17 protein-coding genes, 5 tRNA genes and 5 pseudogenes are annotated in these 26,788 nt (G+C 51.0%); 19 read left to right on the top strand and 8 right to left on the bottom strand.

The features are described from left to right. Window positions 1-19: 19 nt before the first annotated feature. Window positions 20-1,663 carry a phosphoglucomutase (alpha-D-glucose-1,6-bisphosphate-dependent) gene (pgm, locus tag CS369_RS04640; protein WP_196906184.1) on the bottom strand — a complete coding sequence of 548 codons (1,644 nt, stop codon included), beginning with the start codon at window positions 1,661-1,663 and terminating at the stop codon, window positions 20-22. 39 nt (window positions 1,664-1,702) lie between these two features. Continuing rightward, a complete protein-coding gene (seqA, locus tag CS369_RS04635) occupies window positions 1,703-2,236 on the bottom strand; it encodes a replication initiation negative regulator SeqA (RefSeq protein ID WP_196906183.1) in 534 nt (177 codons plus the stop codon). Between the two features lie 233 nt (window positions 2,237-2,469). Between seqA and ybfF the strand changes: the two are divergent. Next, window positions 2,470-3,243, top strand: a pseudogene (gene ybfF, locus CS369_RS04630) (esterase). 174 nt (window positions 3,244-3,417) lie between these two features. Beyond that, complete coding sequence (ybfE, locus tag CS369_RS04625) at window positions 3,418-3,705, top strand: LexA regulated protein (RefSeq protein WP_196906182.1); 288 nt, start codon at window positions 3,418-3,420, stop codon at window positions 3,703-3,705. A 76-nt stretch (window positions 3,706-3,781) separates the two neighbouring features. Here ybfE and CS369_RS04620 read toward each other — a convergent pair. Continuing rightward, window positions 3,782-5,439 (bottom strand): annotated as a pseudogene (locus CS369_RS04620) (methyl-accepting chemotaxis protein). A 454-nt stretch (window positions 5,440-5,893) separates the two neighbouring features. On the opposite strand from CS369_RS04620, the gene fldA reads away from it, so the two are divergent. Further along, window positions 5,894-6,421, top strand: a complete 528-nt coding sequence (gene fldA, locus CS369_RS04615; RefSeq protein WP_196906181.1) for a flavodoxin FldA — start codon at window positions 5,894-5,896, stop codon at window positions 6,419-6,421. A gap of 335 nt (window positions 6,422-6,756) precedes the next feature. Next, complete coding sequence (gene fur, locus CS369_RS04610; protein ID WP_196906180.1) at window positions 6,757-7,203, top strand: ferric iron uptake transcriptional regulator; 447 nt, start codon at window positions 6,757-6,759, stop codon at window positions 7,201-7,203. Between the two features lie 77 nt (window positions 7,204-7,280). Here fur and glnS read toward each other — a convergent pair whose 3' ends face one another. After that, window positions 7,281-8,939 carry a glutamine--tRNA ligase gene (glnS, locus tag CS369_RS04605; RefSeq protein WP_196906179.1) on the bottom strand — a complete coding sequence of 553 codons (1,659 nt, stop codon included), beginning with the start codon at window positions 8,937-8,939 and terminating at the stop codon, window positions 7,281-7,283. A gap of 244 nt (window positions 8,940-9,183) precedes the next feature. Continuing rightward, window positions 9,184-10,615, bottom strand: a pseudogene (nagE, locus tag CS369_RS24435) (N-acetylglucosamine-specific PTS transporter subunit IIBC); the annotation flags it as partial. Between the two features lie 343 nt (window positions 10,616-10,958). Here nagE and nagB point away from each other — a divergent pair. The 9 genes from nagB to CS369_RS04555 all read left to right on the top strand — a co-directional run bounded on the left by nagB (window position 10,959) and on the right by CS369_RS04555 (window position 16,920). Further along, entirely contained in the window at window positions 10,959-11,759 is an 801-nt protein-coding gene (gene nagB / locus CS369_RS04595) for a glucosamine-6-phosphate deaminase (RefSeq protein WP_196906178.1), read from the top strand. Window positions 11,760-11,780: 21 nt separating this feature from the next. Continuing rightward, window positions 11,781-12,929 carry an N-acetylglucosamine-6-phosphate deacetylase gene (nagA, locus tag CS369_RS04590; RefSeq protein WP_196906177.1) on the top strand — a complete coding sequence of 383 codons (1,149 nt, stop codon included), beginning with the start codon at window positions 11,781-11,783 and terminating at the stop codon, window positions 12,927-12,929. 78 nt (window positions 12,930-13,007) lie between these two features. Next, on the top strand, window positions 13,008-14,231 hold the full coding sequence (locus CS369_RS04585) for an ROK family protein (RefSeq protein ID WP_196906176.1): 1,224 nt from the start codon (window positions 13,008-13,010) through the stop codon (window positions 14,229-14,231). Between the two features lie 280 nt (window positions 14,232-14,511). Beyond that, window positions 14,512-16,173: an asparagine synthase B gene (gene asnB / locus CS369_RS04580; protein WP_196906175.1), complete on the top strand. Its 1,662-nt coding sequence runs from the start codon at window positions 14,512-14,514 to the stop codon at window positions 16,171-16,173. Window positions 16,174-16,421: 248 nt separating this feature from the next. Next, window positions 16,422-16,498, top strand: a tRNA-Met gene (locus tag CS369_RS04575). 9 nt (window positions 16,499-16,507) lie between these two features. Continuing rightward, a tRNA-Leu gene (locus CS369_RS04570) sits at window positions 16,508-16,592 on the top strand. 40 nt (window positions 16,593-16,632) lie between these two features. Beyond that, window positions 16,633-16,707: transfer RNA gene (locus CS369_RS04565), tRNA-Gln, on the top strand. A gap of 55 nt (window positions 16,708-16,762) precedes the next feature. Next, window positions 16,763-16,839: transfer RNA gene (locus CS369_RS04560), tRNA-Ile, on the top strand. A 6-nt stretch (window positions 16,840-16,845) separates the two neighbouring features. Next, window positions 16,846-16,920 (top strand) — tRNA-Gln (locus tag CS369_RS04555). Window positions 16,921-17,054: 134 nt separating this feature from the next. On the opposite strand, the gene CS369_RS04550 is transcribed toward CS369_RS04555, so the two are convergent. From CS369_RS04550 to ubiF, 3 genes are all read right to left on the bottom strand, one after another. Then, complete coding sequence (locus tag CS369_RS04550) at window positions 17,055-17,285, bottom strand: hypothetical protein (RefSeq protein ID WP_196906174.1); 231 nt, start codon at window positions 17,283-17,285, stop codon at window positions 17,055-17,057. Between the two features lie 262 nt (window positions 17,286-17,547). Further along, entirely contained in the window at window positions 17,548-17,877 is a 330-nt protein-coding gene (locus CS369_RS04545; RefSeq protein ID WP_196906173.1) for an SMR family transporter, read from the bottom strand. A gap of 76 nt (window positions 17,878-17,953) precedes the next feature. Further along, window positions 17,954-19,135, bottom strand: coding sequence for a 3-demethoxyubiquinol 3-hydroxylase (gene ubiF, locus CS369_RS04540; protein ID WP_196906172.1), 1,182 nt, complete (start codon window positions 19,133-19,135; stop codon window positions 17,954-17,956). Between the two features lie 209 nt (window positions 19,136-19,344). On the opposite strand from ubiF, the gene miaB reads away from it, so the two are divergent. From miaB to CS369_RS04510, 6 genes and pseudogenes are all read left to right on the top strand, one after another. Beyond that, window positions 19,345-20,769, top strand: coding sequence for a tRNA (N6-isopentenyl adenosine(37)-C2)-methylthiotransferase MiaB (gene miaB / locus CS369_RS04535; protein ID WP_196906171.1), 1,425 nt, complete (start codon window positions 19,345-19,347; stop codon window positions 20,767-20,769). Between the two features lie 437 nt (window positions 20,770-21,206). After that, window positions 21,207-22,288, top strand: a pseudogene (locus CS369_RS04530) (PhoH family protein). Next, the gene (gene ybeY, locus CS369_RS04525; RefSeq protein ID WP_196906170.1) at window positions 22,285-22,752 is read left to right on the top strand and encodes an rRNA maturation RNase YbeY; all 468 of its coding nucleotides are present in this window, start codon (window positions 22,285-22,287) and stop codon (window positions 22,750-22,752) included. The pseudogene CS369_RS04530 and the gene ybeY overlap by 4 nt, the downstream one beginning before the upstream one ends. A gap of 284 nt (window positions 22,753-23,036) precedes the next feature. Further along, window positions 23,037-23,915 (top strand): CNNM family magnesium/cobalt transport protein CorC, encoded by an 879-nt coding sequence (gene corC / locus CS369_RS04520; protein ID WP_196906169.1) that lies wholly within the window; start codon window positions 23,037-23,039, stop codon window positions 23,913-23,915. A gap of 7 nt (window positions 23,916-23,922) precedes the next feature. Further along, window positions 23,923-25,452 carry an apolipoprotein N-acyltransferase gene (lnt, locus tag CS369_RS04515; RefSeq protein WP_196906168.1) on the top strand — a complete coding sequence of 510 codons (1,530 nt, stop codon included), beginning with the start codon at window positions 23,923-23,925 and terminating at the stop codon, window positions 25,450-25,452. A gap of 437 nt (window positions 25,453-25,889) precedes the next feature. Then, window positions 25,890-26,788, top strand: a pseudogene (locus CS369_RS04510) (amino acid ABC transporter substrate-binding protein).

Here is a 26,788-nt window from a genome sequence, read left to right as displayed (position 1 = left end):
GCGCCCTCTAAAGGAACGCTTATTTCGCATTTGCCAGCACGGCGCTAACAATATCTACCGCTTCTTTCTCAATGCGCGCACGATGCTCCGCGCCCAGGAAACTTTCGCAGTAAATCTTGTAGGCTTCTTCCGTGCCCGACGGACGCGCCGCAAACCAGCCGTTATCCGTCATCACTTTCAATCCGCCAATAGAGGCACCGTTACCCGGTGCGGCTGTCAAACGTGCCGTGATCGGATCGCCGGCCAACGTACTGGCGGCAACCTGTTCAGGTGATAACCGCGACAGTGCCGCTTTTTGCGCGTGAGTCGCAGAGGCTTGAATACGGTTGTAACTCGGCGCACCAAAACGGGCCGCCAGCGCATCATAGTGTTGCTGCGGATTTTTACCGGTTACCGCAGTGATCTCAGCCGCCAGCAGACACATGATGATGCCATCTTTATCCGTTGACCATGGCGTGCCATCGAAGCGCAGGAAAGATGCGCCCGCACTCTCTTCGCCGCCAAAACCAAAGCTGCCATCGAATAAACCATCAACAAACCATTTAAACCCGACCGGCACTTCTACCAGTTTACGTCCAAGATCTGCCACTACACGGTCAATCATGGCGCTGGAAACCAACGTCTTGCCGACAGCAACAGATTGCCCCCACTGCGGACGATGACGGAACAGGTAGTCGATAATAACCGCCAGATAATGATTCGGGTTCATCAGACCAGCGGGCGTCACAATGCCGTGGCGGTCATAATCAGGATCGTTGGCAAAGGCCAGATCAAATTTATCACGCAGCGCCAGTAATCCCGCCATCGCTGACTCTGAGGAGCAGTCCATGCGGATAACGCCGTCATGATCCAAGGTCATAAAGCGGAACGTCTGATCGACCGCATCGTTGACCAAGCGTAAATTCAATTGGTAGTGCTCTGCGATGCGCTGCCAGTAGGCAATGCCTGAACCGCCCAACGGATCGACACCCAGTGTCAGCCCTGCCTTCTGAATAGCGGGGATATCCACGACCTCACGCAATCCCTCGACATAAGGTTGCACCAGATCTTGCTCATGCACATGACCACTCTGCCAGGCTTTATCCAGCGTCAGGCGTTTTACTGCTTTTAACCCATCGGCTAGAAGGGCGTTGGCACGTTTTTCGATAACGCTGGTGACATTGGTATCAGCAGGCCCGCCATTGGGCGGATTATATTTGATACCGCCATCTTCCGGTGGATTGTGAGACGGAGTAATCACAATCCCATCGGCCTGCGCATTACCTTTGCGATTATGCACCAGAATGGCATTGGATATAGCAGGCGTCGGCGTAAAGCCATTGTCCTGCTGCACCACCACTTCAACGCCGTTCGCTGTCAACACTTCCAGCACTGAGATAAAAGCCGGTTCCGACAGCGCGTGGGGGTCTTTACCCACAAAACAGGGGCCGGTGATCCCTTGCTTTTTGCGTTCTTCAGCAATCGCCTGAGCGATAGCCAGAATGTGCGCCTCATTAAAACTGTGGCGCGCTGCGCTGCCGCGGTGACCAGATGTCCCGAACTTCACTGCATGTGCGGCGTTATCCACATCAGGGCGTAGTACATAATATTGTGACGTTAATTGCGCTACATTAATCAAATCACTTTGCCGGGTAGGTTGTCCGGCTCTGGGGTGATTAGCCATCGGCGTTCTCCCTGACGCTATTCGTTAAGACGCTATTTGCTAAATAGTACCGCACACTTTTTCGACAAGCTCCGTGGGGAACTGCATCGATTGCATGATTTGTTCAACCATGCTGCGTTTGCGATCCGTATTGGTATTGGTGATGACCCAGTAAGGCGTGCCCTGAATATGCTTGGGTTTGGTATGGACGCCATGCTGAAGCAGTGTGTGTTCGTCGCCGGCAAAATAAACGCGCGTGCGGCCATGAAGCTGCTCGGTTGCCGCAGAAAAAGCGCTCGGTTCGAGGCAATATAAGGTGGAGAGCACCAGCATAAAGCGATTGATGGCTTTACTTTGTGCGGCGTATTCATCGGACAACAACAGTTCACGCACCGCCCTTACACCATCACGCGGTTTTGTGGCTACGCTCGCTGGTGCCTGCGCTTTCGTTGTGGCCGTTTCAGAAGCGGCGACAACCTGTCCTGCCCGGAAATTCAACATGCGACGCAGAATATCCGAGGCGCTTTCACCAATGTGCTGCGTGTGGCTGGCAATATAACGATACAGCTCTTCGTCGACCTCAATAGTTTTCATCTTTATCCAGTACTGTTTTTACTCTAATTAATCGGCAAGAAGTATATAGGCTAATCAATACCACCGAACAGCGGCATTACACAAACAATATCGAAAGTCAGACGATCCCCCATCTGCTCCCTCGCCCCATTACCTGTAACCTGCAAAAAGCATAGTCTTCATTTTCCACAGGGCAACATCATCGGCAGCAGTCATGATACCCTAAGCGCCTGTGTCTCTGAATGAACTTCACCATGAAATTGAATTATTGCTTGCAAAATGCGCAACAACCCACGCATGCACTGCCTATCGTATTGATTCACTTTCTGTTTGGTAATCTGGATAACCTGGGCATTCTGGCGCGAGACCTGCAAAAGCAGCACGATGTCATTCAGGTCGACTTACGCAACCACGGATTATCTCCGCGTGCGCCGGAAATGAACTACTCGGCCATGGCAGGCGATGTGAAAGCATTACTGGATGCATTAACCATCGATAACGCCATTATCATCGGGCATTCCATGGGAGGAAAAACCGCCATGGCGTTAAGTGCACAGATCCCTGACCGTATTGAGAAGATCGTCGCCATCGATATTGCGCCAGTGGATTACCAACTGCGTCGCCACGATGACGTTTTTGCAGCACTGCGTGCGGTTACAGCGGCAGGTGTCACCACGCGCACCGAAGCCGCTGCCATCATGCGTCATCACCTTAAGGAAGAAGGCGTGGTGCAATTTCTACTGAAATCCTTTCAGCAGGAAGAGTGGCGCTTTAACGTCCCGATACTGTGGGAGCAGTATGAGCACATCGTCGGCTGAGAAACCGTACCCGTATGGCGCAAACCTATCCTTTTCATTCGCAGTGCGGCATCCCCTTATCTGGACGACCGCTATCGGGAAACGCTTTTGCAGCAGTTTCCCAATGCCAAAGCACATGTGATAGCAGGCTGCGGCCACTGGGTTTATGCAGAAAAACCCGATGCAGTTCTACGCGCTATTCACCGTTTCCTTGAAGAGCCACCCGCATAATCCGTAGCGATCGGCGGCAGTTACCCATTTTCGCCGCCAGCCTCGCTGGTGTATGATGGCGCCCGCAGTAGAGGGACGGCTGAATCAGCCTTATGCACAGTAACCACATCATCAAAATGTCACGCTTAACCGAGACGTGCATTTTGGTCAGACTTCCTTGCAGCAGCACTACCTATGGCAAAAGAACAAACGGACCGTACCACTTTGGATCTGTTCGCGGATGAACGTCGGCCTGGTCGTCCCAAAACCAACCCGCTTTCACGCGACGAACAGCTTCGCATTAACAAGCGCAATCAATTGCGTCGTGACAAGGTGCGGGGCTTGCGTCGCATCGAATTGAAAATTAATGAGGAAGCCGTGGAAGCACTCAATAGCCTGGCTGAAATGCAGAACATCAGCCGTAGTGAACTCATTGAACGCATGTTGCTAGCGCAACTGGCGGGCAAAGACCTTTCATCCTGATACCTTGATTTCCGGCGTCATCCATGACGCCCTGTTTCCCCTCCCTGGTAACGACATTGATGGGTAGACCGATCGGTTAAAATTGTTCCCAGTTATCGTTTCCCGGTGGCAACGCTTTTTTTGTTGCTGTGCCACTGCCAGCACGCGCCAAGGCGGCAACTGGCGCCGCAGCAGCAGGGGCGGCCACGGGCACGACAGATTCAGACAGTTGGAACACCGCCACAGTCCGGTTCAGCACTGCAGCCTGCTCTTCCAACGACAGTGCTGTCGCAGACGCCTGCTCCACCAGTGCCGCATTCTGCTGCGTCACACTGTCCATTTCCGCCACAGCTTGTCCAACCTGTGCAATCCCCTTGCTTTGCTCACCGGAAGCCGAGGCAATTTCCCCCATGATGTCCGTCACATTGGTCACGGCACGCACAATGTCACTCATGGTAACACCCGCATCTTCAACCAGCTGAGAGCCAGTGCCCACACAGTGTGCGGATTCGGCGATCAATCCCTCTATTTCTTTTGCCGCCTGCGCACTTCACCGGCAACCACTGTAAAACCACGCCCTTGCTCACCGGCTCGCGCTGCTTCAACAGCGGCGTTAAGCGCCAGAATGTTAGTCTGGAACGCAATACCATTGATCACCGTGGTGATCTCGGCTATACGTTTTGAGCTTCCCGAAATCTCCGCCATGGTTTTCACCACGTTATCGACGATCTCACCCCCTTTTCGCGCCGTATTAGACGCTTGTAATGCCAACTGGCTCGCGTGATTGGCGTTTTCTGCATTCTGCTTAACGGTTGCCGTCAACTGCTCCATGCTGGCCGCTGTCTCTTCCAGTGCAGAAGCCTGATGTTCAGTACGCGATGAGAGGTCGTTATTACCGGAAGCGATCTCGGAGGCGCCAAGATAGATGGCATCCGTGCTGGAGCGAATCGTACTGACTGTCGTCGCCAGACTGGTTTGCATATCCCGTAATAGAGGTAACAAACGCCCCACGCAGTTACGACCAAAATCATGAATCGGTTTGCCGAGTTGTCCGGAGGCGATAGCACTGAAGTGTTCGCGCAACGTATCGAGTGGTTTAACCAAACAGGCCACGAGATAGCGATCGGTGAAAAACAGCAGCAGCAACCCGGCGACCACTCCCGTCAGCAAAATATTTTGGCCAATGGCGGTAATTTGCTGAAAGCGTGCGCCCGCTGCGGCTAATTTATCAGAGCCTGCCTTGTTAAAAGCTTTGACTGAGGCTCCGAATTGACGACTGAGCGCTGGCACCGTTTCCTTGGCATAGCGTTGATATTCATCCAAGGCATTGGCCTGCGCCTTTTGAAACATCGGATCAACGCCCTGGGTAATCAGGTTGCCCCAATCGCGCACCACCGCTTCAGCCAGCGCGGTATCCAACCACGCGTAATCGATGCTACTAAAGGTGGCCAGATCGGATTTCAGATTATTGAATGCCGTCAATGCTGACGCCTGTTCTTTATCCACCAGTGTGTTTTCACCACTACGACGCCAATCCACTGCCCGCGCCAAACGGGTTACAATGCGAAAATATTGATCGTTGCCCTGATTGACTAAATTCATGTTATGAACCAGTAAGTTACTGGTCTGTGAAGTAGTGGTCATCTCTTTGAAGGAAAAAATGGTGTAGACGGAAACACCACCCCAAAGTACACAGAAAACCCCTAAGACCCATAACATTGCCGTTCTGATGGTGATGTTTCTCAAAAATTGCATAAGCAAGCTCCAGATATAAAATAACGAGCGGTAGGGTTATTATTTTTAAAAAAATCATCAGGTTTGAAACAATCCCCAAAAGGGGAAAACGCGCGATGCTTTACGCCTCCAAGCACACGGCGAACCTGCTACTTTCATCGTCAATATTAAAAGAATATTTAGTAGTTTCTCTCCGTGATCTACAGCACACCGTCACTAAAAATTAGTAATTAATTATACTTTTCAAAAAGATATGGAGATAAGTGCTAACAATGCCGCCGCTAAAGTAATTAAAAAACTGGCGAAATGATGAAAATGAACTGCTGGATAAATACCCTTATTTAATAGCGGTTATTTCCGCTTTGCGCCAGGGAAAAGATACAAGTTTCTCCCACCCCCAGCGTCTGATATTATTACTTGATATGTAGGTGATAAACCGCACCATACCATTAAGAATAAAGAGGTTATTTTATCCATGGCACTCATAGGAATTTTCTTTGGCAGTGACACCGGCAATACCGAAAACATTGCCAAGACAATCCAACAGCAACTGGGCAGTGATGTTGCAGAGGTTCATGACATCGCCAAGAGCAGCAAAGAAGATATCGAAGCGTTTGATATCCTGCTGCTTGGTATTCCGACCTGGTACTATGGTGAGGCCCAGTGTGATTGGGACGATTTTTTTCCAACATTGGAAGAAATTGATTTTAATGGAAAAATCGTTGCCTTATTTGGCTGTGGCGACCAAGAAGATTACGCAGAATACTTTTGTGACGCGATGGGAACGCTGCGCGACATTATTGAACCGCGCGGGGCAACGATTGTCGGCAACTGGTCAACCAAAGGTTACTATTTCGAAGCGTCTAAAGGGCTGGCAGACGATAACCACTTCATCGGTCTGGCCATTGATGAAGATCGTCAACCTGAACTGACCAGTGAACGCGTGAGTGCCTGGGTCAAACAAATCAGCGAAGAGCTCAACCTGAAAGCGCTGGTAGGTTAATCGCCCCTGTTTTACACAGAAGCCCTGATAGCAATGTCAGGGCTTTATTAATAGATAAAATCGATTAAATTAATAGAAACATTTTTTTAACTTCCCGGTCTAAGCCTGTACAATAGTACCCATCGGTTTTGTACTTTTATCAATTTTCTCCATTTTACAACAAGAGATTGCGCGCGAATGCACACTTTCTTTATGGAGACGGTATTGTTAACATCCCATGGTTTTCATTTTTAATGCGCGGTTCTATAATTGAGACGCCATTACAATTTTTGAGCCAACCGATGTCATAGGCTTAATTGCCCCCATCGACGAGCAAGTAACAGGACTAAACCCGCATGATTGACAATAACACCGCATTAAAGAAGGCCGGCTTGAAAGTCACTCTGCCAAGACTGAAGATTCTGGAAGTGTTGCAGGATCCGGAGTGTCATCACGTCAGCGCGGAAGATTTGTATAAAAAACTGATAGATATGGGCGAAGAGATCGGTCTCGCGACCGTTTATCGCGTGTTTAACCAGTTTGATGATGCCGGTATTGTCACCCGTCATAATTTTGAAGGTGGTAAGTCAGTGTTCGAACTGACACAACAACACCACCATGACCATCTTATTTGCTTGGATTGCGGACGCGTTATTGAATTCCGTGATGAATCTATCGAAGCCCGTCAGCGCGAAATCGCAGACAGACACGGTATTAAACTGACTAACCACAGTTTGTACTTGTATGGCCATTGCAGTACGGGCGACTGCCGTGAAGAAGAAACGCTCCACGATCCGAAATAAGCCAGGCTTTTTTTGATTGATACCATAAAAAAACCGCCCGCAGGCGGTTTTTTTATGGTATCAATCAAACACCCGTTTTAACCAACCCACGTATCACGCAGACCTACCGTACGATTAAACACCAGATATGTTTCGCTTGAATAACGGCGATCGGCACAAAAGTACCCTTCGCGTTCAAACTGATAGGCTTTTTCCACTTCAGCCTTTACCAAACTCGGTTCAACAAAGCCCTGAACCACTTTTAGCGAATCGGGGTTAATCGTTGCAAGGAAGTCATCCGCAGCACCTAGGTTTGGCACGCTGAACAGGCGATCGTAAAGGCGGAATTCAGCCGGCAGCGCATGTGCGGCAGAGACCCAATGGATAACACCCTTTACTTTACGCCCGTCAGCCGGATCTTTACTCAAGGTTTCAGCATCATAGGTGCAATACACTGCGGTGATAACGCCCTGCTCATCTTTCTCAACGCGTTCCGCCTTGATGACATACGCATTGCGCAAGCGCACTTCTTTACCCAGCACCAGACGCTTGTACTGTTTGTTAGCTTCTTCACGGAAATCGGCACGATCGATATAAATCTCGCGGCTGAATGGCACCTGCCGCGTCCCCATTTCCGGGTTATTCGGATGATTCGGCATGGAAACCCACTCTTCGTGGCCTTCTGGCAGATTCTCGATAATCACTTTTACCGGATCCAACACTGCCATGGCGCGCGGCGCATGCTCATTAAGATCGTCACGAATACAGGATTCCAACGCCGCCATTTCGACATTATTGTCCTGTTTGGTCACACCGATACGACGACAAAATTCGCGCACGGAAGCGGCAGTGTAGCCACGGCGACGCAGGCCGGAGATGGTTGGCATCCGGGGATCGTCCCACCCTTCAACCACTTTCTCCGTCACCAACTGATTCAGTTTGCGTTTGGACATCACCGCATATTCCAGGTTCAAGCGTGAGAATTCATACTGGCGCGGATGGCAAAGAATGGTGATGTTGTCCAACACCCAATCGTACAGGCGACGGTTATCCTGAAACTCCAGCGTACACAGTGAGTGCGTAATCCCTTCCAACGCATCGGAAATACAATGCGTGAAATCGTACATAGGATAGATGCACCACTTTTTCCCGGTCTGGTGATGTTCGGCGAATTTAATACGGTACAGCACTGGATCGCGCATCACTATGAACAGTGATGCCATGTCTATCTTGGCGCGCAGACACGCAGTACTCTCAGCAAATCCACCATTACGCATTTTTTCAAACAGGTTCAGGTTTTCCTGAACGCTGCGATCGCGGTAAGGACTGTTTTTACCGGGGGAAGTCAGCGTGCCACGGTATTCGCGGATCTGCTCGGGAGAGAGTTCATCCACATAGGCAAGCCCTTTGCCGATCAGTTCGACCGCATACAGATGCAACTGGTCAAAATAATCAGAAGAATAGCGAATCTCTCCGCTCCAGGAGAACCCCAACCATTGCACATCCTGCTTGATGGACTCGACGTACTCGATATCCTCTTTCACCGGGTCGGTATCATCAAAACGCAGATTACACTGACCGTTGTAATCTTTCGCCACCCCGAAATTGAGGCAAATGGACTTGGCATGACCGATATGCAAGTAACCATTGGGTTCCGGCGGAAAACGGGTTTGTACCAGGCTGTGTTTTCCAGACGCCAGATCTTCATCAATGATCTGGCGGATAAAATTGGTTGGGCGGACTTCTGCCTCACTCATGCTTGATTCCTCGATGCAAAACGACACATAACCTGCAATGATACAACAAGCTACGGCAGGACACAACTGTTACTTGCACTAAATCTTATGAAATACACAGAAAGAAGAAAAACTGCTGACGATTACGCATGAGGTAACCGAAAGTAGGCGTCCTTTAGTACCAACGGCGAAAAAAATACGGCGTGAGGAATTCCCCACGCCGCACCATTTAACACTAACAATACAGTGATTACTGCTCGTTTTGGATTTGCTTTAAGGCAGAAGCGATCGCTTCTGCCTGCGTCCCCACGACAATTTGTACATTCTGTTTATTCAAACGGATAACCCCCGCCGCTCCCAAGCGTTTTGCCAGAGCCTCATCCACTTGCGCAGAATCCACCACATTCAGCCGCAGACGTGTGATACACGCATCGATCCCGACCAGATTGGCTTTACCGCCCAGCGCCACCAAATATCCCTGAGCCAGAGACGTCGTATCATTCACCTTCTTTTCGACAACGCTTTGATTTAACGTAAAACCATCCGCCTCGCTGCCGTCAACCGACTGTTCGCACCCCGGCGTCAGCAAGTTGAAACGTTTGATGGTAAAACGGAACGTCGCATAGTAAATAACAAAGAACACCAGCCATTGCGGAATCAGCATATACCACTGGGTTGCCAACGAGTTACGCGAGGAGAGCGCCATATCGACCAACCCAGCGCTAAAACCGAAGCCCGCAATCCAATGCATACTTGCGGCAATAAACACCGAGATCCCGGTCAACACGGCATACAACACATACAGCACGGGCGCTACGAACATAAACGAAAACTCAAGCGGCTCGGTGATCCCGGTAAAGAAAGCGGCAAACGCGGCGGCCATCATAATCCCAGCCACTTTGCTTTTGTTTTCCGGAAGCGAGCAGTGATAAATCGCTAATGCCGCACCGGGTAAACCAAACATCATGATGGGGAAGAACCCGCCTGATAGCGCCCCGTGATACCAACAACCGCTTTACCCGCATCAATGGACTGCTGCCCGCCGAGGAAGTTTGGATATCGTTAATACCCGCTACATCAAACCAAAATACCGAGTTCAACGCGTGGTGCAACCCAACAGGAATAAGCAGGCGGTTGAAGAACGCGTACACGCCCACCGAACCCAACTGCTGGATATGCTCGCCCAGCGTGACCAATGCACTAAAAATCACTGGCCATACATACATAAAAATAAAGGCAACAACGATCATCAAAAACGAGGTCAAGATCGCTACCAGCCGACGCCCGCTAAAAAACGAGAATGCTTCGGGCAATTTGACATGGCTGTAACGGTTGTAGAGTTCAGCTGAAATAATACCGACCAGAATACCAATAAACTGGTTTTGGATTTTGCTGAATGCCGCAGGCACTTCCGCCAGCGGGATATGCTGGATCATCGAAACCGCTGCGGGAGAACACAACGTGGTCAGCACCAGAAAACCGACGAACCCGGTTAACACTGCCGCCCCATCTTTATCCTTGGACATACCATAAGCGATGCCTACCGCAAACAGCACGCCCATGTTTTCAATGATTGCGGCACCGGATTTGATCAGCAACGCTGCCAGCGCACTCTCACTCCCCCAACCATTGGGATCGATCCAGTACCCTATCCCCATGAGAATCGTTGCGGCTGGCAACGTCGCCACTGGCACCATCAGCGCTCGGCCTACCCTTTGCAAATAGCTAAGAACACTCACATTATCCTCTCTCTTCCGCCAGAGGATACCAAACTGCCCGTTAAACTCATTCACAGCAGCCATCCCATACCAGGCGGCTTGTGCTTGAGGTGTAAAAAAATAATTCGCCACGCAAATTAAACCCTAACATTTTGTGAAATAACGCGCAAAACACCCGCATATTAAATCATTATACCTATCGATCGCCCGATCTTATTTCAAGATAAAAAAACAGACTAGACTAACTAATAACCTATCTTTATCATCCAGACAGTAGCAAATCGGTTCACTGGTTTTGGAACGCTTATCCGGAGATTTATGTATGAGACTTATTCCCGTAACCACATCAGAGCAGGTAGGCAAATGGGCGGCGCGACACATTGTGCAGCGCATCAATGCGTTTAATCCCAGCGCTGAGCACCCATTTGTGTTAGGCCTGCCAACAGGCAGCTCACCGCTAGAAGCCTATAAAGCGCTTATCGTGATGCACAACGCGGGGCTGGCCAGTTTTAAGCACGTGGTGACATTTAATATGGATGAATATGTCGGTCTGCCGGCCGCACATCCGCAAGGTTATCACACGTTCATGTATGAGAATTTCTTCAATCACGTTGATATTCCGCAGGAAAATATTAACCTGTTGAACGGTAACGCTCCAGATGTGGTGGCCGAATGCCAACGCTATGAAGATAAAATGGCCTCCTATGGCAAGATTCACCTGTTTATGGGGGGGGTAGGTAATGACGGGCATATTGCGTTTAATGAACCAGCCTCATCCTTAGCCTCCCGAACGCGGATCAAGACGTTGACCGAAGAGACCCGCACCGCTAATTCCCGTTTCTTCGAGGGTGATGTGTCTCAGGTTCCCAAATATGCGCTTACCGTCGGAGTCGGCACCCTGTTAGATGCTGAGGAAGTAATGATTTTGGTGTCTGGCCGTAACAAGGCACAAGCGTTACAGACAGCCGTAGAGGGCAATGTAAATCACATGTGGACCATAAGTTGTCTGCAACTGCATGCCAAGGCAATCATTGTTTGCGATGAGCCCTCTACCATGGAGTTGAAAGTAAAAACCGTGAAATACTTCCACGAGTTGGAAGCTGAAAGCATTATCGGTCTTTAATCTGTAAGCTGGGAGTTCAAGATGTATGCGTTAACCAATTGTCGTATCTATACCGGGCACCAAATACTGGATGACCATGCTATCATTATTAACGATGACACGATCGAAAGCGTGTGTCCCGAATCCGATCTTCCCGACACCCTGCCGCGCCACGATTTGAATGGTGCTTCGGTGGCCCCCGGCTTTATCGATTTACAGCTTAACGGCTGCGGTGGCGTCCAGTTTAATGACAGCCTTGATGCCATTTCCATTGCCACGCTGGAAACCATGCAGCAGGCCAACCAACTCTCTGGCTGCACCAGCTTTCTCCCTACGCTTATCACCTCCAGTGACGCCTTCATCAAGCACGCGGTTGAAACCCTGCGCGCTTATCTCGCGTTACACGCCAATCAGGCACTCGGCCTGCACATTGAAGGACCGTGGCTGAATGTAATAAAAAAAGGGACGCACGATGCCTGCCTAATCCGTGCGCCAGAGCAACAACTGATTGACTATCTTTGTGCCAATGCGGATGTGATTGGTCAAATCACGCTGGCACCGGAAAAGGTGCCACCCGCTATGATTCGACAGCTTAGCCAGGCGGGGATCGTGGTTTCGGCCGGGCATTCCAATGCCACCTGGCAGGAAGCGAAGCGCGGATTTGCTGCCGGTATTCGCTTTGCCGCACACCTGTTTAATGCCATGCCGTATATTAGAGGACGCGAACCGGGCTTGGTGGGCGCTATTTATGACGCCCCAGAGATCTACTGCGGCATCATTGCCGACGGCATGCACGTTGATTGGGCCAATATCCGCAACAGCAAACGGATCAAAGGCGAGAAACTCGTGCTGGTCACCGATGCCACGGCCCCGGCAGGTGCTGATATCGATAGGTTCACTTTTGCCGGTAAAACCATATACTACCGTGATGGGTTGTGCGTGGATGATAACGGCACGCTGAGCGGTTCAGCACTGACCATGATCGATGCCGTCAAGAACAGCGTGAAACATGTCGGTATTGCGCTAGATGAAGCGCTGCGCATGGCAACCCTTTACCCAGCGCGCGCCATGCATCTGGACGATCGGTTAGGCAGTATCGAAAGTGGAAAAATCGCCAACCTGACAGTATTTGATGATGGGTACCACGTCCTTCATACCTTCGTGAATGGCAATAGCGTCTATACGCGATAACACGTGTAGCAAACGCTTAGGCTATCTAAGGTAGGGGGGATATAAAACGAGGCCGAAAAGATAAGCGAGCGTTCAAGAATGACGACAGGCGGACAAGCACAAATAGGGAATGTTGATCTGGTCAAGCAGTTAAATAGTGCCGTTGTCTATCGTCTGATTGATCAACAGGGCCCCATTTCCCGCATTCAGATAGCCGAATTCAGTCAGTTGGCCCCTGCCAGCGTCACGAAAATCACGCGTCAGTTGTTGGAACGCGGGTTGATAAAAGAAGTTGACCAACAGGCCTCTACCGGCGGACGACGTGCCATTTCCATCATTTGTGAAACGCGGCCTTTTCACGCGATCGCCGTGCGTCTGGGCCGCCATGGTGCCACGATTGCACTCTACGATCTTCAGGGTAAATCGCTCAGCGATGCCCACTACCCGTTGACAGAAAGTACACAGGATACACTGGAAGCCTCGCTGTTTGACGCGATCAGCGACTTTATCGCCATCAATCAACTCCGTATTCGGGAACTGATCGCTATCTCGGTCGTGCTCCCCGGCTTGGTCGATCCCTCGGCGGGAATTGTGCATTACATGTCGCATATCAGCGTCGATAACTGGCCGCTGGTACAGTTGCTACAACAGCGCTTCAAGGTCACGTGCTTTGTCGGCCATGATATTCGCAGCCTGGCGCTGGCTGAACACTATTTTGGTGCAACTCACGACTACCCAGACTCAATCCTGGTCCGCGTTCACCGTGGCACCGGTGCGGGCATTTTGGTCAACGGGCAAATATTCCTCGGTAGCAACGGCAACGTGGGCGAAATCGGGCATATTCAAATCGACCCCCTTGGCGAACGCTGCCACTGCGGCAACTTTGGCTGTCTGGAAACGGTGGTATCCAACGGTGCGATAGAGCAACGTGTCGCTCACCTTCTGTCGCAAGGGTTCAGCAGCAAACTGACACGCGAAGAGTGCACCATCACCGCCATCTGCAAAGCCGCTAACCGGGGTGATATGCTGGCGCAAGATGTGCTCGAGCATGCAGGTAAATATTTAGGCAAAGCGCTTGCCATCGCCATCAACCTGTTCAACCCGCAAAAGGTCGTGATTGCGGGCGAGATCACCGATGCCGAGAAAATTCTGCTGCCTGCTATTCAACGCTGCGTCAACACCCAGGTGCTGAAAGAATTTCGTCAGCACCTGCCGATTGAAGTCTCCACATTGAACCACCTCTCCCCCATTGGGGCTTTCGCGCTGGTAAAGCGCGCCATGCTTAACGGTGTGCTGTTGCAGCATTTACTGGAGCCCTCTTGATGGTGGACGTTTGCGGGATTATGAAATCTGCAAAAATTCGCCCTCAATAGCGACACTGATTATCATTTTTTCATAAACAAGCCTTTCACATTGAATAAAATACATGCCAAAGGCTTTTTTCATTAAATGATATTGAATTCAAGTGGCATTTTGATGCTAAATCATTATCATTGGTACAGCAGAAGGCAACGCGAACCGTTGTGGCATTGTCCCACTCAAGGTTGCTGACGCCCTAACCGTGTTATTTCACTTCAGACAGGTGAGCAAGAGGGAGTTCTTTATGTGTTCTATTTTTGGTGTGTTGGATATCAAAACCGATCCGGTTGAATTGCGTAAAAAAGCGCTGGAGTTGTCTCGACTGATGCGCCACCGCGGCCCGGACTGGTCTGGTATTTATGCCAATGAAAAAGCGATTTTGGCCCACGAACGTCTCTCCATCGTTGACGTCAACACAGGCGCACAACCGCTCTACAACCAGGCACACACCCATATTCTGGCTGTCAACGGTGAAATCTATAACCATCAAGCATTACGCCAGCAGTACGGCGACCGTTATGCCTTCCAGACCGGTTCTGACTGCGAAGTCATTCTGGCACTGTACCAGGAAAAAGGGCCGGAATTCTTAGATGACCTGCGCGGCATGTTCGCTTTTGCCCTGTATGACAGTGAAAAAGACGCTTACCTGATTGGTCGTGACCATTTGGGCATTATCCCGCTGTATATGGGTTACGACGAACACGGCAACCTGTACGTTGCCTCGGAAATGAAAGCGCTGGTGCCAGTATGCCGCACCACCAAGGAATTCCCGGCAGGCAGCTACCTGTGGAGCAAAGACAGCGAAATTCGCGAATACTACCGCCGTGACTGGTTCGACTACGATGCCGTCAAAGACAACGTAACCGACAAAGAAGCGCTGCGTGAAGCATTGGAAGAATCGGTGAAAAGCCACCTGATGTCCGATGTGCCTTACGGCGTACTGCTTTCTGGCGGTCTGGACTCTTCCGTCATTTCCGCGATCACCAAGAAATTTGCCGCACGCCGTGTGGAAGACGACGAGCGCAGCGAAGCCTGGTGGCCGCAACTGCACTCTTTCGCCGTTGGCCTGGAAGGTGCACCGGATCTGAAGGCCGCGCAAGAAGTGGCCGATCATTTGGGCACCGTGCACCACGAAATTCATTTCACCGTGCAAGAAGGGCTGGATGCCATTCGCGATGTGATTTATCACATCGAAACCTATGACGTAACCACCATTCGTGCGTCTACCCCGATGTATCTGATGTCACGTAAAATCAAAGCGATGGGCATCAAAATGGTGCTGTCCGGTGAAGGCTCTGATGAAGTGTTCGGTGGTTACCTATACTTCCACAAAGCGCCTAACGCCAAAGAGCTGCACGAAGAAACGGTACGTAAACTGCTCGCGCTGCACCAATACGATTGCGCGCGTGCCAACAAGGCCATGTCTGCCTGGGGCGTGGAAGCGCATGTGCCGTTCCTGGATAAAAAATTCCTGGATGTGGCAATGCGCATCAACCCTCAGGACAAAATGTGCGTCAACGGGAAAATGGAGAAACACATTCTGCGTGAATGTTTTGAATCTTACCTGCCACACAGCGTCGCCTGGCGTCAGAAAGAGCAGTTCTCTGATGGCGTGGGGTATAGCTGGATCGACACGTTGAAAGAGGTGGCGGCAAAACAGGTTTCTGACCAGCAACTGGAAACCGCCCACTTCCGTTTCCCGTACAACACGCCGACCTCCAAAGAAGGCTACCTGTACCGTGAAATCTTCGAAGAGCTGTTCCCGGTACCAAGCGCCGCAGAATGCGTGCCTGGAGGCCCTTCTGTTGCCTGTTCTTCGGCAAAAGCGATCGAATGGGACGAGTCCTTCAAAAAGATGGGCGATCCCTCAGGTCGTGCGGTTGGAGTTCACCAATCAGCGTACTGAGCGTAGCCGTTATAGAACATTGCCTTATGGTGATTGTCTCGAATAAAAACGGGCCCTTTATGGGCCCGTTTTTTTCCTTTTGTCGCAGGAAAACCTGTTTTATTGTCGCTTTTCTCATCATACTGTCTGTTCACAACCCAAACAAACGAACCGTCACAGGCGTTTTTAGGGAAAAAATGTGTTGACGCAATTCGGCCAACTACGCATAATGCGCCCCGCAACGCCGATGAAGGTGACGCGGAAAAGATGGCTACGTAGCTCAGCTGGTTAGAGCACAGCACTCATAATGCTGGGGTCACAGGTTCGATTCCCGTCGTAGCCACCATCTTTTCTTGCGGGAGTGGCGAAATTGGTAGACGCACCAGATTTAGGTTCTGGCGCCGCAAGGTGTGCGAGTTCAAGTCTCGCCTCCCGCACCATTCCTTCACGGTTGTTAAGCAACAAGGCATGTTAGGGTATTGGGGTATCGCCAAGCGGTAAGGCACCGGTTTTTGATACCGGCATTCCCTGGTTCGAATCCAGGTACCCCAGCCATGTAATTGAAGTTAAAAGTTTTTATTGAAAAGCAAAAAACCAAGATGTACTATTTGGCTACGTAGCTCAGCTGGTTAGAGCACAGCACTAATAATGCTGGGGTCACAGGTTCGATTCCCGTCGTAGCCACCACATTTTTGGGGTATCGCCAAGCGGTAAGGCAGTGGATTCTGATTCCACCATTCCGAGGTTCGAATCCTCGTACCCCAGCCAAAAAAACGCTGGTAACATAGCGAGAAACAGGGCGACAGTCGAAAGACGTCGCCCTGTTTGCTTTTATCCGTTATTCAATAAACGATTAAAGGCCACCGGGCGGTAACCCGGTGGCCTTAGTTACGTCTCCGGCATTATGTCAGGAAAATGCGGATCAGCGCTAATAACGCTAATAACGCCTTTAGAACGATGATGGCCGATTCTACAATCGCTCTCATACGTTTGCTCCGGTTGGGAGCACGATTCCCCTGATCGTTACCTTTACGCTGCCTGTCCGAGGGTTCCTTCAGTGTTAGTTGATAAGAGTCACGCTCCGGCTGAGGCACTAAATCGGCATCACCCGTATCCAGCCAGGACTTATCCATACAATCTCTTACGTAACGTCTTTACCAGCCGAAACACACTCAACTAACCGGCTGAATTATAGACAGGCAATTAGCAGAAACCATCAACGAACGATAAATGAAAAAGCCCAACGGGTGAGGTTGGGCTTTTTCATAAACTGACGGAATGTAGCATCTAGCTAAACAGTAAAAATACTGCCTCAGCAGCGCTGACTCTCATCAACTAACATCCACACTATATCGTTTGGTGAAAAAAACTCAACCCAACAGGGCAGAAGCGATATCAATGCGCCACCGACTTGGAAAACAGGTTAATCACAATCACGCCCAGGATAATCAGCAACATCCCCAGTATCGCAGGCAAATCGAGCTTCTGGCCGTAAAATAGCCAGCTCACCGTGGCAATCAGCACAATCCCAACCCCAGACCAGATGGCATAAATGATGCCAGTCGGCAGCGTGCGCATGGTCAGAGAGAGGCAATAGAACGACACGCCATAAAAGATCACAGTAATGATGCTGGGCATTAAACGACTAAAACCGTCCGAAAGTTTGAGCGCCGAGGTGGCGATCACTTCCGCCACAATGGCGAGAAAAAGAAACAGATACGTCATAAACAACCGCTACCTTAAAAAATTGCGCCTGAGCGCCTTAGAAATCGACAACCGTCACCACACTAACACCAACAGGTTACACACCGATGGCATATTTCAGCGCCAGCGTTTTAAGATGTCCTGCGCGCTCAGCAGCCAGCAATGCCATGTTTCGGGCAAAGGTCAATGGCGGTAAACGATTACTGAACGCGTTATAAAACAGGTCCATGCCATTTTGCATTAACAGATTATCAGCCTTACGCGGACGCTGATAACGCAGCAAAACGGCTTCACTGTACCAGCACTCCCCTGCATCCCGGGCGCCAGTGACAACATCAATCAACGCGTCCACGTCACGATAGCCGAGATTCACGCCCTGCCCGCCGAGTGGATTAATGGTATGGGCGGCATCCCCCACCAAGGCGACGCCTTCAGCCACATAGAGTTGTGCATGCCGACGCACCAGCGGGAACGCCCCAGCGGCAACAGACTTCACGGGCCCCAAACGCGCGGGGAAAGTTTCTGCAATCGCGTTATCCAACTGTGGCAACGGCAGTGATTGAAGCTGACGAATACGGCGCGGGCTGTCATACCACGCCAACGCGCCCCATGATCCAAACAGCGGCAAAAATGCGCGCGGCCCCTGAGGTGTAAACAGCTGCCAGGTACAATCCTGTTGAGGTTGCTGGGTATCCACGGCAATCAACATACACGATTGCCGATACTGCCATCCATTGATGCCAATACCGGCCCACTGGCGCACACGCGAGTTAGCCCCATCCGCGCCGAGAACCAAAGGCGCACTCAATGTCTCTCCGCTCTCCAGCGCGATCTGCCAGATCGCAGGCGTGCGAACCATGCTACGTATCTGCGCGGGGCAACGAATATCACACCGCTGCTGCTCAGCCAGGCATTGCCACAATGCCAGTTGCAATACCCGGTTTTCCACCATAAACCCCAATTCGGGCAGGTGCAGATCGGCGGCGCTAAACGCAACGCGCGCATCATCCCATTCCCAGGTTTCCAGCCGGCGATAAGGCGCACAGCGCATCTGCTCAACGCCCGACCATGCACCCAACGACTTTAGCAGTGAAACAGACGCATATCCCAGCGCTGAAACCCGAATATCCGGCGCACTGTCGTCCATAAAGGCGGCGGGAGCAGCCTGCTCCAACACCGCGACCTGAAAACCGTTGCGCGCGAGCCCGAGCGCGACTGCAGCACCGACCATCCCGCCACCGACCACGATGGCATCATACCATTGATTTATTCCGTTCATCGTGCCTAAACCGACTCAAACTGTGTGACTGATAGGCACAGTGTACTGCATTTTCGACAACCGCGTTGACTCTGCGAAAAAACGCTCAACAAATTTCGCGCTCTGGTCACAACCGCAGCAAAAGATTACAATACCTGCCCCGTCCGTATTTCCGGGCATCTATGATTTGGTAATACGCTTTTTCACCCGCACTGAGTAATGACAAGTCGATGACAAAGAAACTACACATTAAAACCTGGGGCTGTCAGATGAATGAATACGATTCATCCAAGATGGCTTACCTGCTGGAAAGTACACACGGTTATGAGCTGACCGAGGTGGCCGAAGAGGCTGACGTTCTGCTGCTGAATACCTGTTCTATCCGTGAAAAGGCACAGGAAAAAGTTTTCCATCAACTTGGCCGCTGGAGAGCGCTGAAAGAGAACAATTCCGATCTGATTATTGGTGTGGGCGGTTGTGTTGCTTCTCAGGAAGGTGAGCATATTCGTGAACGCGCCAGCTATGTCGATCTGATTTTTGGCCCGCAAACGCTGCACCGCCTGCCAGAAATGATTAACCACGTTCAGGGCACACATAGCCCGGTGGTGGATATCAGCTTCCCGGAAGTCGAAAAATTTGACCGGCTGCCGGAACCTCGCGCCGAAGGGCCAACAGCGTTTGTTTCCATCATGGAAGGGTGCAACAAATACTGCTCATTTTGCGTGGTGCCCTATACGCGCGGTGAAGAAGTCAGCCGCCCCTGTGACGACGTCTTATACGAAATTGCGCAGTTGGCCACACAAGGGGTACGCGAAATTAACCTGTTGGGTCAAAACGTCAACGCCTATCGTGGTGAAAATTTTGATGGCAGTATCTGCTCGTTTGCCGATTTGCTGCGCCTGGTAGCCGCAATAGACGGTATCGACCGTCTCCGCTTTATCACCAGTCACCCGATTGAGTTTACTGACGATATCATCAGCGTCTACGAAGATACGCCTGAACTGGTGAGCTTCCTTCATCTGCCAGTGCAGAGCGGCTCCGATCGTATTCTGACCATGATGAAGCGCCGCCATACCGCGCTGGAATACAAAGCAATCATTCGTAAACTGCGCAGCGCACGACCAGATATTCATATCAGTTCCGACTTTATTATCGGCTTCCCCGGTGAAACCCAGGAAGATTTCGAACAAACCATGAAACTGATTGGTGAAGTCAATTTTGATATGAGCTTTAGCTTTATCTACTCTGCGCGTCCAGGGACACCCGCCGCAGACATGGTTGATGATGTCAGCGAAAAAGAGAAAAAGCAGCGCCTGTATATTCTGCAAGAACGTATCAGCCAGCAAGCGATGCAGTTCAGCCGCCGTATGTTAGGCAGTATCCAACGCATTCTCGTGGAAGGTACATCGCGCAAAAGCGTGATGGAACTGTCAGGCCGCACAGAAAATAACCGTGTGGTTAACTTCGAAGGTACCCCGGATATGATCGGTAAGTTCGTTGACGTTGAAATTGTCGACGTTCGTCCGAATTCACTGCGCGGAGTGGTTGTCAAAACCGAAGACCAGATGGGCCTGCGCATCAACGAATCTCCGGCTTCCGTTATTGCACGTACCCGCAAAGAGAACGATATCGGCGTTGGCCTCTACCTGCCTTGATGGATAAGCCTCACAGGCGATGCACTCGCACGTGCCCTTGCCCGCTATCATATACCCTAAATAATTCGAGTTGCAGGACAAAACGTTTACGTTTTGAACAGCGCTTGCGCTGGCCCTTTAGGACGAGGCTCATTTATGAGTCTCGTAATGCGGCAAGCGAATGAATCCCGATGAGCTTACTCAGGTAAGTGATTTGGGTGACAAATCTGCCGGGAGCAGATTTGAACGCCGCTTGCGGCGGCCTCGTTAGAGGTGAGGTCTAGGGATGGACCGAATAACGAGCGCAGCCAACGCATCTACAACTTGAAGTATGACGGGTATGAACATATTGCCACTTGCACCTTTCCCTATTCACGATAAATAATTCAATCATCATCTCGCACCTTATTGTTCTCATCACTCATGATGATGAGCGTTGATATACCAAGAGGAATAATTTGAACGTAACGATAAAAGAGATTGCCCTCGAACCTACTGATAATAAACGCCTGATCAATCTGCGCGGCCCCTTTGATAGTAATATCAAACAGTTGGAGCTCCGTCTCGGAATCGAAATCAACCGTCGAGACAATAAATTCAAACTGGTCGGAAAAGGCCTGTGCATTGAGGCAGCGGCAGATATTCTGCAACGTCTTTATGTTGATACCGCGCCTGTGCGTGGTGTGGAAGGGGATATTGATCCCGAGCAGATTCATCTGGCGATCAAAGAATCGGGCGTGCTGGAACAAAGCGCTGAGAGCGTTCCGGATTTTGGCAAGGCGATCAACATCCGCACCAAACGCGGCATCATCAAGCCACGCACGCCGAATCAGGAGCAGTATATCGCCAACATCCTCGACCATGATATCACCTTCGGCGTAGGCCCTGCGGGAACGGGGAAAACCTATCTGGCAGTCGCGGCGGCGGTGGATGCGCTCGAGCGTCAGGATATCCGCCGCATTTTGTTAACGCGCCCGGCCGTTGAAGCGGGTGAAAAACTCGGCTTTCTGCCCGGTGATTTGAGCCAAAAGGTCGATCCTTATCTGTGCCCGCTCTACGATGCGTTATTCGAAATGCTGGGGTTTGAGCGCGTGGAAAAACTGATTGAGCGCAACTTGATTGAAGTAGCGCCGTTGGCCTATATGCGCGGTCGCACGCTGAACGACGCCTACATCATCCTTGATGAGAGTCAGAACACCACGATCGAACAGATGAAGATGTTTCTGACCCGTATTGGCTTCAACTCCAAGGCCGTCATCACCGGCGACATCACCCAGATTGACCTGCCACGCAATATCAAATCGGGGCTACGCCACGCCATCGACGTATTGGCCGATGTGGAAGAGATCAGCTTTAACTTCTTTCACAGTGAAGTGTGGTACGCCATCCGGTGGTCGCGCGCATCGTCAACGCCTATGAAGCCTGGGAAGAAGCCGACCAGAAACGTCGTGCCGCGCAGGCAGAAGAGCGTAAACGCGAAGCACAAGCAGCCAGTGCACCCGCGGTATCAGAGGCAGGTGATAAGCAGGAGTCACAATGAGTCAGGTTATTCTCGATTTACAAATCGCCAGCGACAATACAGCGGGGCTGCCGAGCGAACAGGATTTTCAGCGTTGGCTGGAGGCGGTACTGCCGCAGTTTCAGCCAGAAGCGGAAGTGACCATCCGTATCGTTGATGAAGCGGAAAGTCACAAACTGAATCACACCTATCGCAGCAAAGACAAACCGACCAACGTACTCTCCTTTCCGTTTGAAGCGCCGCCGGAAGTCGAGCTGCCGTTATTGGGCGATCTGATTATTTGCCGCCAGGTGGTGGAACAGGAAGCCATTGAACAGCAAATAACCGCAGACGCCCACTGGGCACATATGGTGATACACGGTTGTCTGCATCTGCTGGGTTATGATCACATCGAGGACGACGAAGCAGAAGAGATGGAAGCGTTGGAAACCGAGATTATGCAGCAAATGGGCTATGCTGACCCTTATCTGTCCGAGAAAGAGTAAGCCCACGCGGCGGCAACTTGAAGTATGACGGGTATATTCTGTTATTATGAAAAATGCAGTAGATTACCGTAGACCTTGATATTGCTTTTGATGGCGCCGTTAAGCTATGATGCCGTCTTCGTCATCATAGCTTAACGGCGTTATGGTTAAACATAACGCCACGCGCGGTAATCACCATGCACCTTTATGTCAACCCGCCCGCGCGCCTGATGGTCTTACAGCGCATGCCCCTTTTGCGTGGTTGATGATGATTAACTAACCATAGAGACAGTAAATAGAACGCCATGAGCGACGACCATTCTCAAAACAGCGATAGCCCCAGTCCCAAGAAAGGATTCTTCTCACTAATCCTTAACCAGCTTTTTCATGGTGAACCCAAGGATCGCAGTGACCTCCTCGCCTTTATCCGTGATTCCGAACAAAACGATCTGATCGATCCAGACACCCGCGATATGCTCGAGGGGGTAATAGATATCGGGGAGCAGCGCGTACGGGATATCATGATACCCCGTTCGCAGATGATCACACTGAAGCACAACCAAACGCTGGAAGAGTGTCTGGATGTGATTATCGAATCAGCGCACTCGTGTTTTCCGGTGATCAGTGAAGACAAGGACCACATTGAAGGCATCCTGATGGCCAAGGATCTGCTGCCGTTTATGCGCAGCGATGCCGAGCCGTTCAGCATGGAACAGGTGCTACGTCCTGCAGTCGTGGTGCCGGAAAGCAAACGCGTGGACCGCATGCTGCACGAGTTCCGTTCGCTGCGTTATCACATGGCTATCGTCATCGATGAGTTTGGCGGTGTTTCTGGGCTGGTCACCATTGAAGATATTCTTGAGCTGATCGTTGGCGAAATTGAAGATGAGTACGACGACGAAGAAGATCGCGATATCCGTCAACTGAACCGACACACCTATACCGTGCGCGCGTTAACACTGATTGAAGATTTCAACGAGGTGTTTGGCACCCAGTTCAGCGATGAAGAAGTGGACACCATCGGCGGGTTGGTGATGCAAGCCTTCGGCCATCTGCCTGCGCGCGGTGAAACCATCGACATCAACGGTTACCTGTTCAAAGTTGCCATGGCGGACAGCCGACGTATTATTCAGACTCATGTCAGAATCCCTGACGAGGCGCCTCAACCAACACTGGAACCTTAATTCGACAATGTCTGTCATGTCTGTTTTACGACGCCAGCGGGTGCGCATCCTGCTGGCGCTGTTTTGCGGTGCCTGGGGCACCCTGGCGTTTTCACCGTTTGATTTCTGGCCTGCTGCGCTGGTTTCGTTGTGCGGATTGCAAGCCCTGACGCTGAACAGAACCTGGCGGCAATCCGCCGCCATTGGTTTTAGCTGGGGCTTTGGCCTGTTTGGCAGCGGAGTAAACTGGGTGTACTTCAGTGTCGCCGAGTTCGGCGGTATGCCGGAAGCCATTAACGTATTTCTGGTGGTGCTGCTGGCGCTCTATCTGTCGCTTTACCCCGCGCTCTTCTCAGGGCTGTTAACGCGTATTTGGCCGCGAACGACGCTGGTGCGTCTGATCGTGGTCGCGCCGGTCCTGTGGCAGTTCACTGAATGGTTGCGCGGTTGGGTACTCACCGGCTTTCCCTGGCTGCAATTTGGCTATAGCCAGATCGATGGGCCGCTGCAAGGGCTGGCGCCGCTGCTTGGGGTTGATGGTATCAACCTCTTGTTGGTCATCATTGCCGGCCTGCTGGTGTTTGGTACCACACGACGCAAAACTATCCCTCTTTACTGCGCCATTGCGCTGCTGCTGCTTCCCTGGCCGTTGAAGTTTATCCATTGGTTCACGCCTCAACCAGAGCGCGCAGTCAACGTCGCGCTGGTGCAAGGCAATATTGCCCAGGCCCAAAAATGGGATACCAACGCGCTGCAACAGATTCTGAATATCTACCGGGACGCCACGCTGCCTTATCTGGATAAAGCGCCGATCGTTATCTGGCCAGAATCGGCCATCCCGGATGTAGAAACGCGTCAGCAAGACTATTTGCAGTACATCGACGGCCTGCTGCGTGCGCACAACAGCAGTTTGGTCACGGGGGTTGTGGATGCACGCCGCCGCACAAACGAGCAGGTTGACTTCTACAACAGCATTATCGTGCTGGGTGGCAGCGAACCGTACCGTTATCCCAGCACCAATCGCTACAACAAGAATCATCTGGTGCCGTTTGGTGAATTCGTTCCGCTGGAAACGCTGCTCCGTCCGTTAGCGCCGTTCTTCGATCTGCCGATGTCTTCGTTCAGCCGTGGTCCTTACCAACAGCCTCAGCTCCAGGTTAACGGTATACGGATGACGGCCACGGTCTGTTATGAAATTATTCTCGGGCAGCAAGTACGCGATAACTTCCGGCCTGATACCGATGTGCTGCTGACTATCTCAAACGATGCCTGGTTTGGTCGTTCTATCGGTCCATGGCAACATTTCCAGATGGCCCGCATGCATGCTCTTGAGTTAGGGCGTCCGCTGCTACGTGCGACCAACAATGGCGTGACTGCTGTTATCGGACCGCAGGGTGAAATCAGTGCCGAACTGCCGCAGTTTACGCGCAAAGTACTGCTCACCAAAGTGACGCCAACCACCGGGATCACCCCTTACGCACGCTTTGGTGCCTGGCCAATGTGGATCATTCTCGCCGTGCTTGCCGATGTAGCCTGCATCGCGCGTCTGCGTCGTTAATGCAATAACCGGCAGGCGTGACCTGCCGGTTTCCCGTCAATACCCACCATACCTTCGTGTAATACCGCCATCTCCTATTTGCATAATTGGCACATCATTTGCTTATTATTCATTGAATAACAGAGTGTAACGGGATGATTCCGTTATTTGCTCTCTGAAAACCAGCGAAAAAGCACCCTAATGGGGCAATCAGCGCACCAAAATAGTGCTAAACGATTTTGGTGCAGTGATTTAGTGCAGTTGAGTTCTCAAAAGACAAACAAATTTATTTCATTTTGTTCACAATCGGCTATTTTTTAAAGATAAACGCAAGTACTCGCTCTTTTATGGTGCATAACCCGTCGCACCCGAGAGAGCGCTCTATCGGCATGATTGAATTCGCAACCGCCTTAGCGTCATAGCGACTGCCGTCATCACAACAGCAAAGGAGTTACAACATGCAAATGCGTAAACTGGCACTGTCACTGCTTCTGATTGGTACAGCCGCAAGCAGCCTGGCTCATGCAGAAGAATTAACGGGGACGCTGAAAAAGATTAAAGACAATGGCGTCATCGTTGTTGGCCACCGTGAGTCTTCCGTGCCATTTTCCTACTATGACAACCAACAGAAAGTGGTTGGTTACTCTCAGGATTACTCGAACAAAATTGTCGATGCGGTCAAAGCGAAAATTGGCGTTGCCGATCTTCAGGTCAAACTGATCCCGATCACGTCCCAGAACCGTATCCCGTTGCTGCAAAATGGCACCTTTGATTTTGAATGTGGTTCAACCACCAACAACCTGGAACGTCAGCAACAGGCCGCCTTCTCTAATACCATCTTTATCGTTGGTACGCGTCTGCTGACTAAAAAAGCCGCGGGTATTAAAGACTTCCCGGATCTGGCGGGTAAAACCGTGGTCGTTACCTCTGGCACCACCTCTGAAAAACTGCTTAACCAGTTGAATGAAGAGAAAAAACTTAATATGCGCATCATCAGCGCAAAAGACCATGGCGATTCCTTCCGTACCATGGAAACAGGCCGCGCCGTTACCTTTATGATGGATGATGCGTTGCTGGCCGGTGAACGTGCCAAAGCCAAACAGCAGAGCGACTGGGTGATCGTCGGCACCCCACAATCCGAAGAAGCCTATGCTGTATGCTGCGTAAAGACGATCCGCAGTTCAAAAAACTGGTTGATGAGACTATTGCGACGTTGCAAACCTCAGGTGAAGCGGAAAAATCCTTTGATCGCTGGTTCAAACAGCCGATTCCGCCTAAAGATCTCAACATGAACTTCGATTTGTCAGCAGAGATGAAGGCGCTGTTCAAAGCGCCTAACGATAAAGCATTAAACTAA

Source organism: Candidatus Symbiopectobacterium sp. 'North America' (assembly GCF_015762685.1).
In the GTDB taxonomy this organism is placed as follows: Bacteria; Pseudomonadota; Gammaproteobacteria; order Enterobacterales; family Enterobacteriaceae; genus Symbiopectobacterium.
Note: the sequence above shows the minus strand (reverse complement) of the source record. Positions and strands in the feature narration are given on the sequence as shown.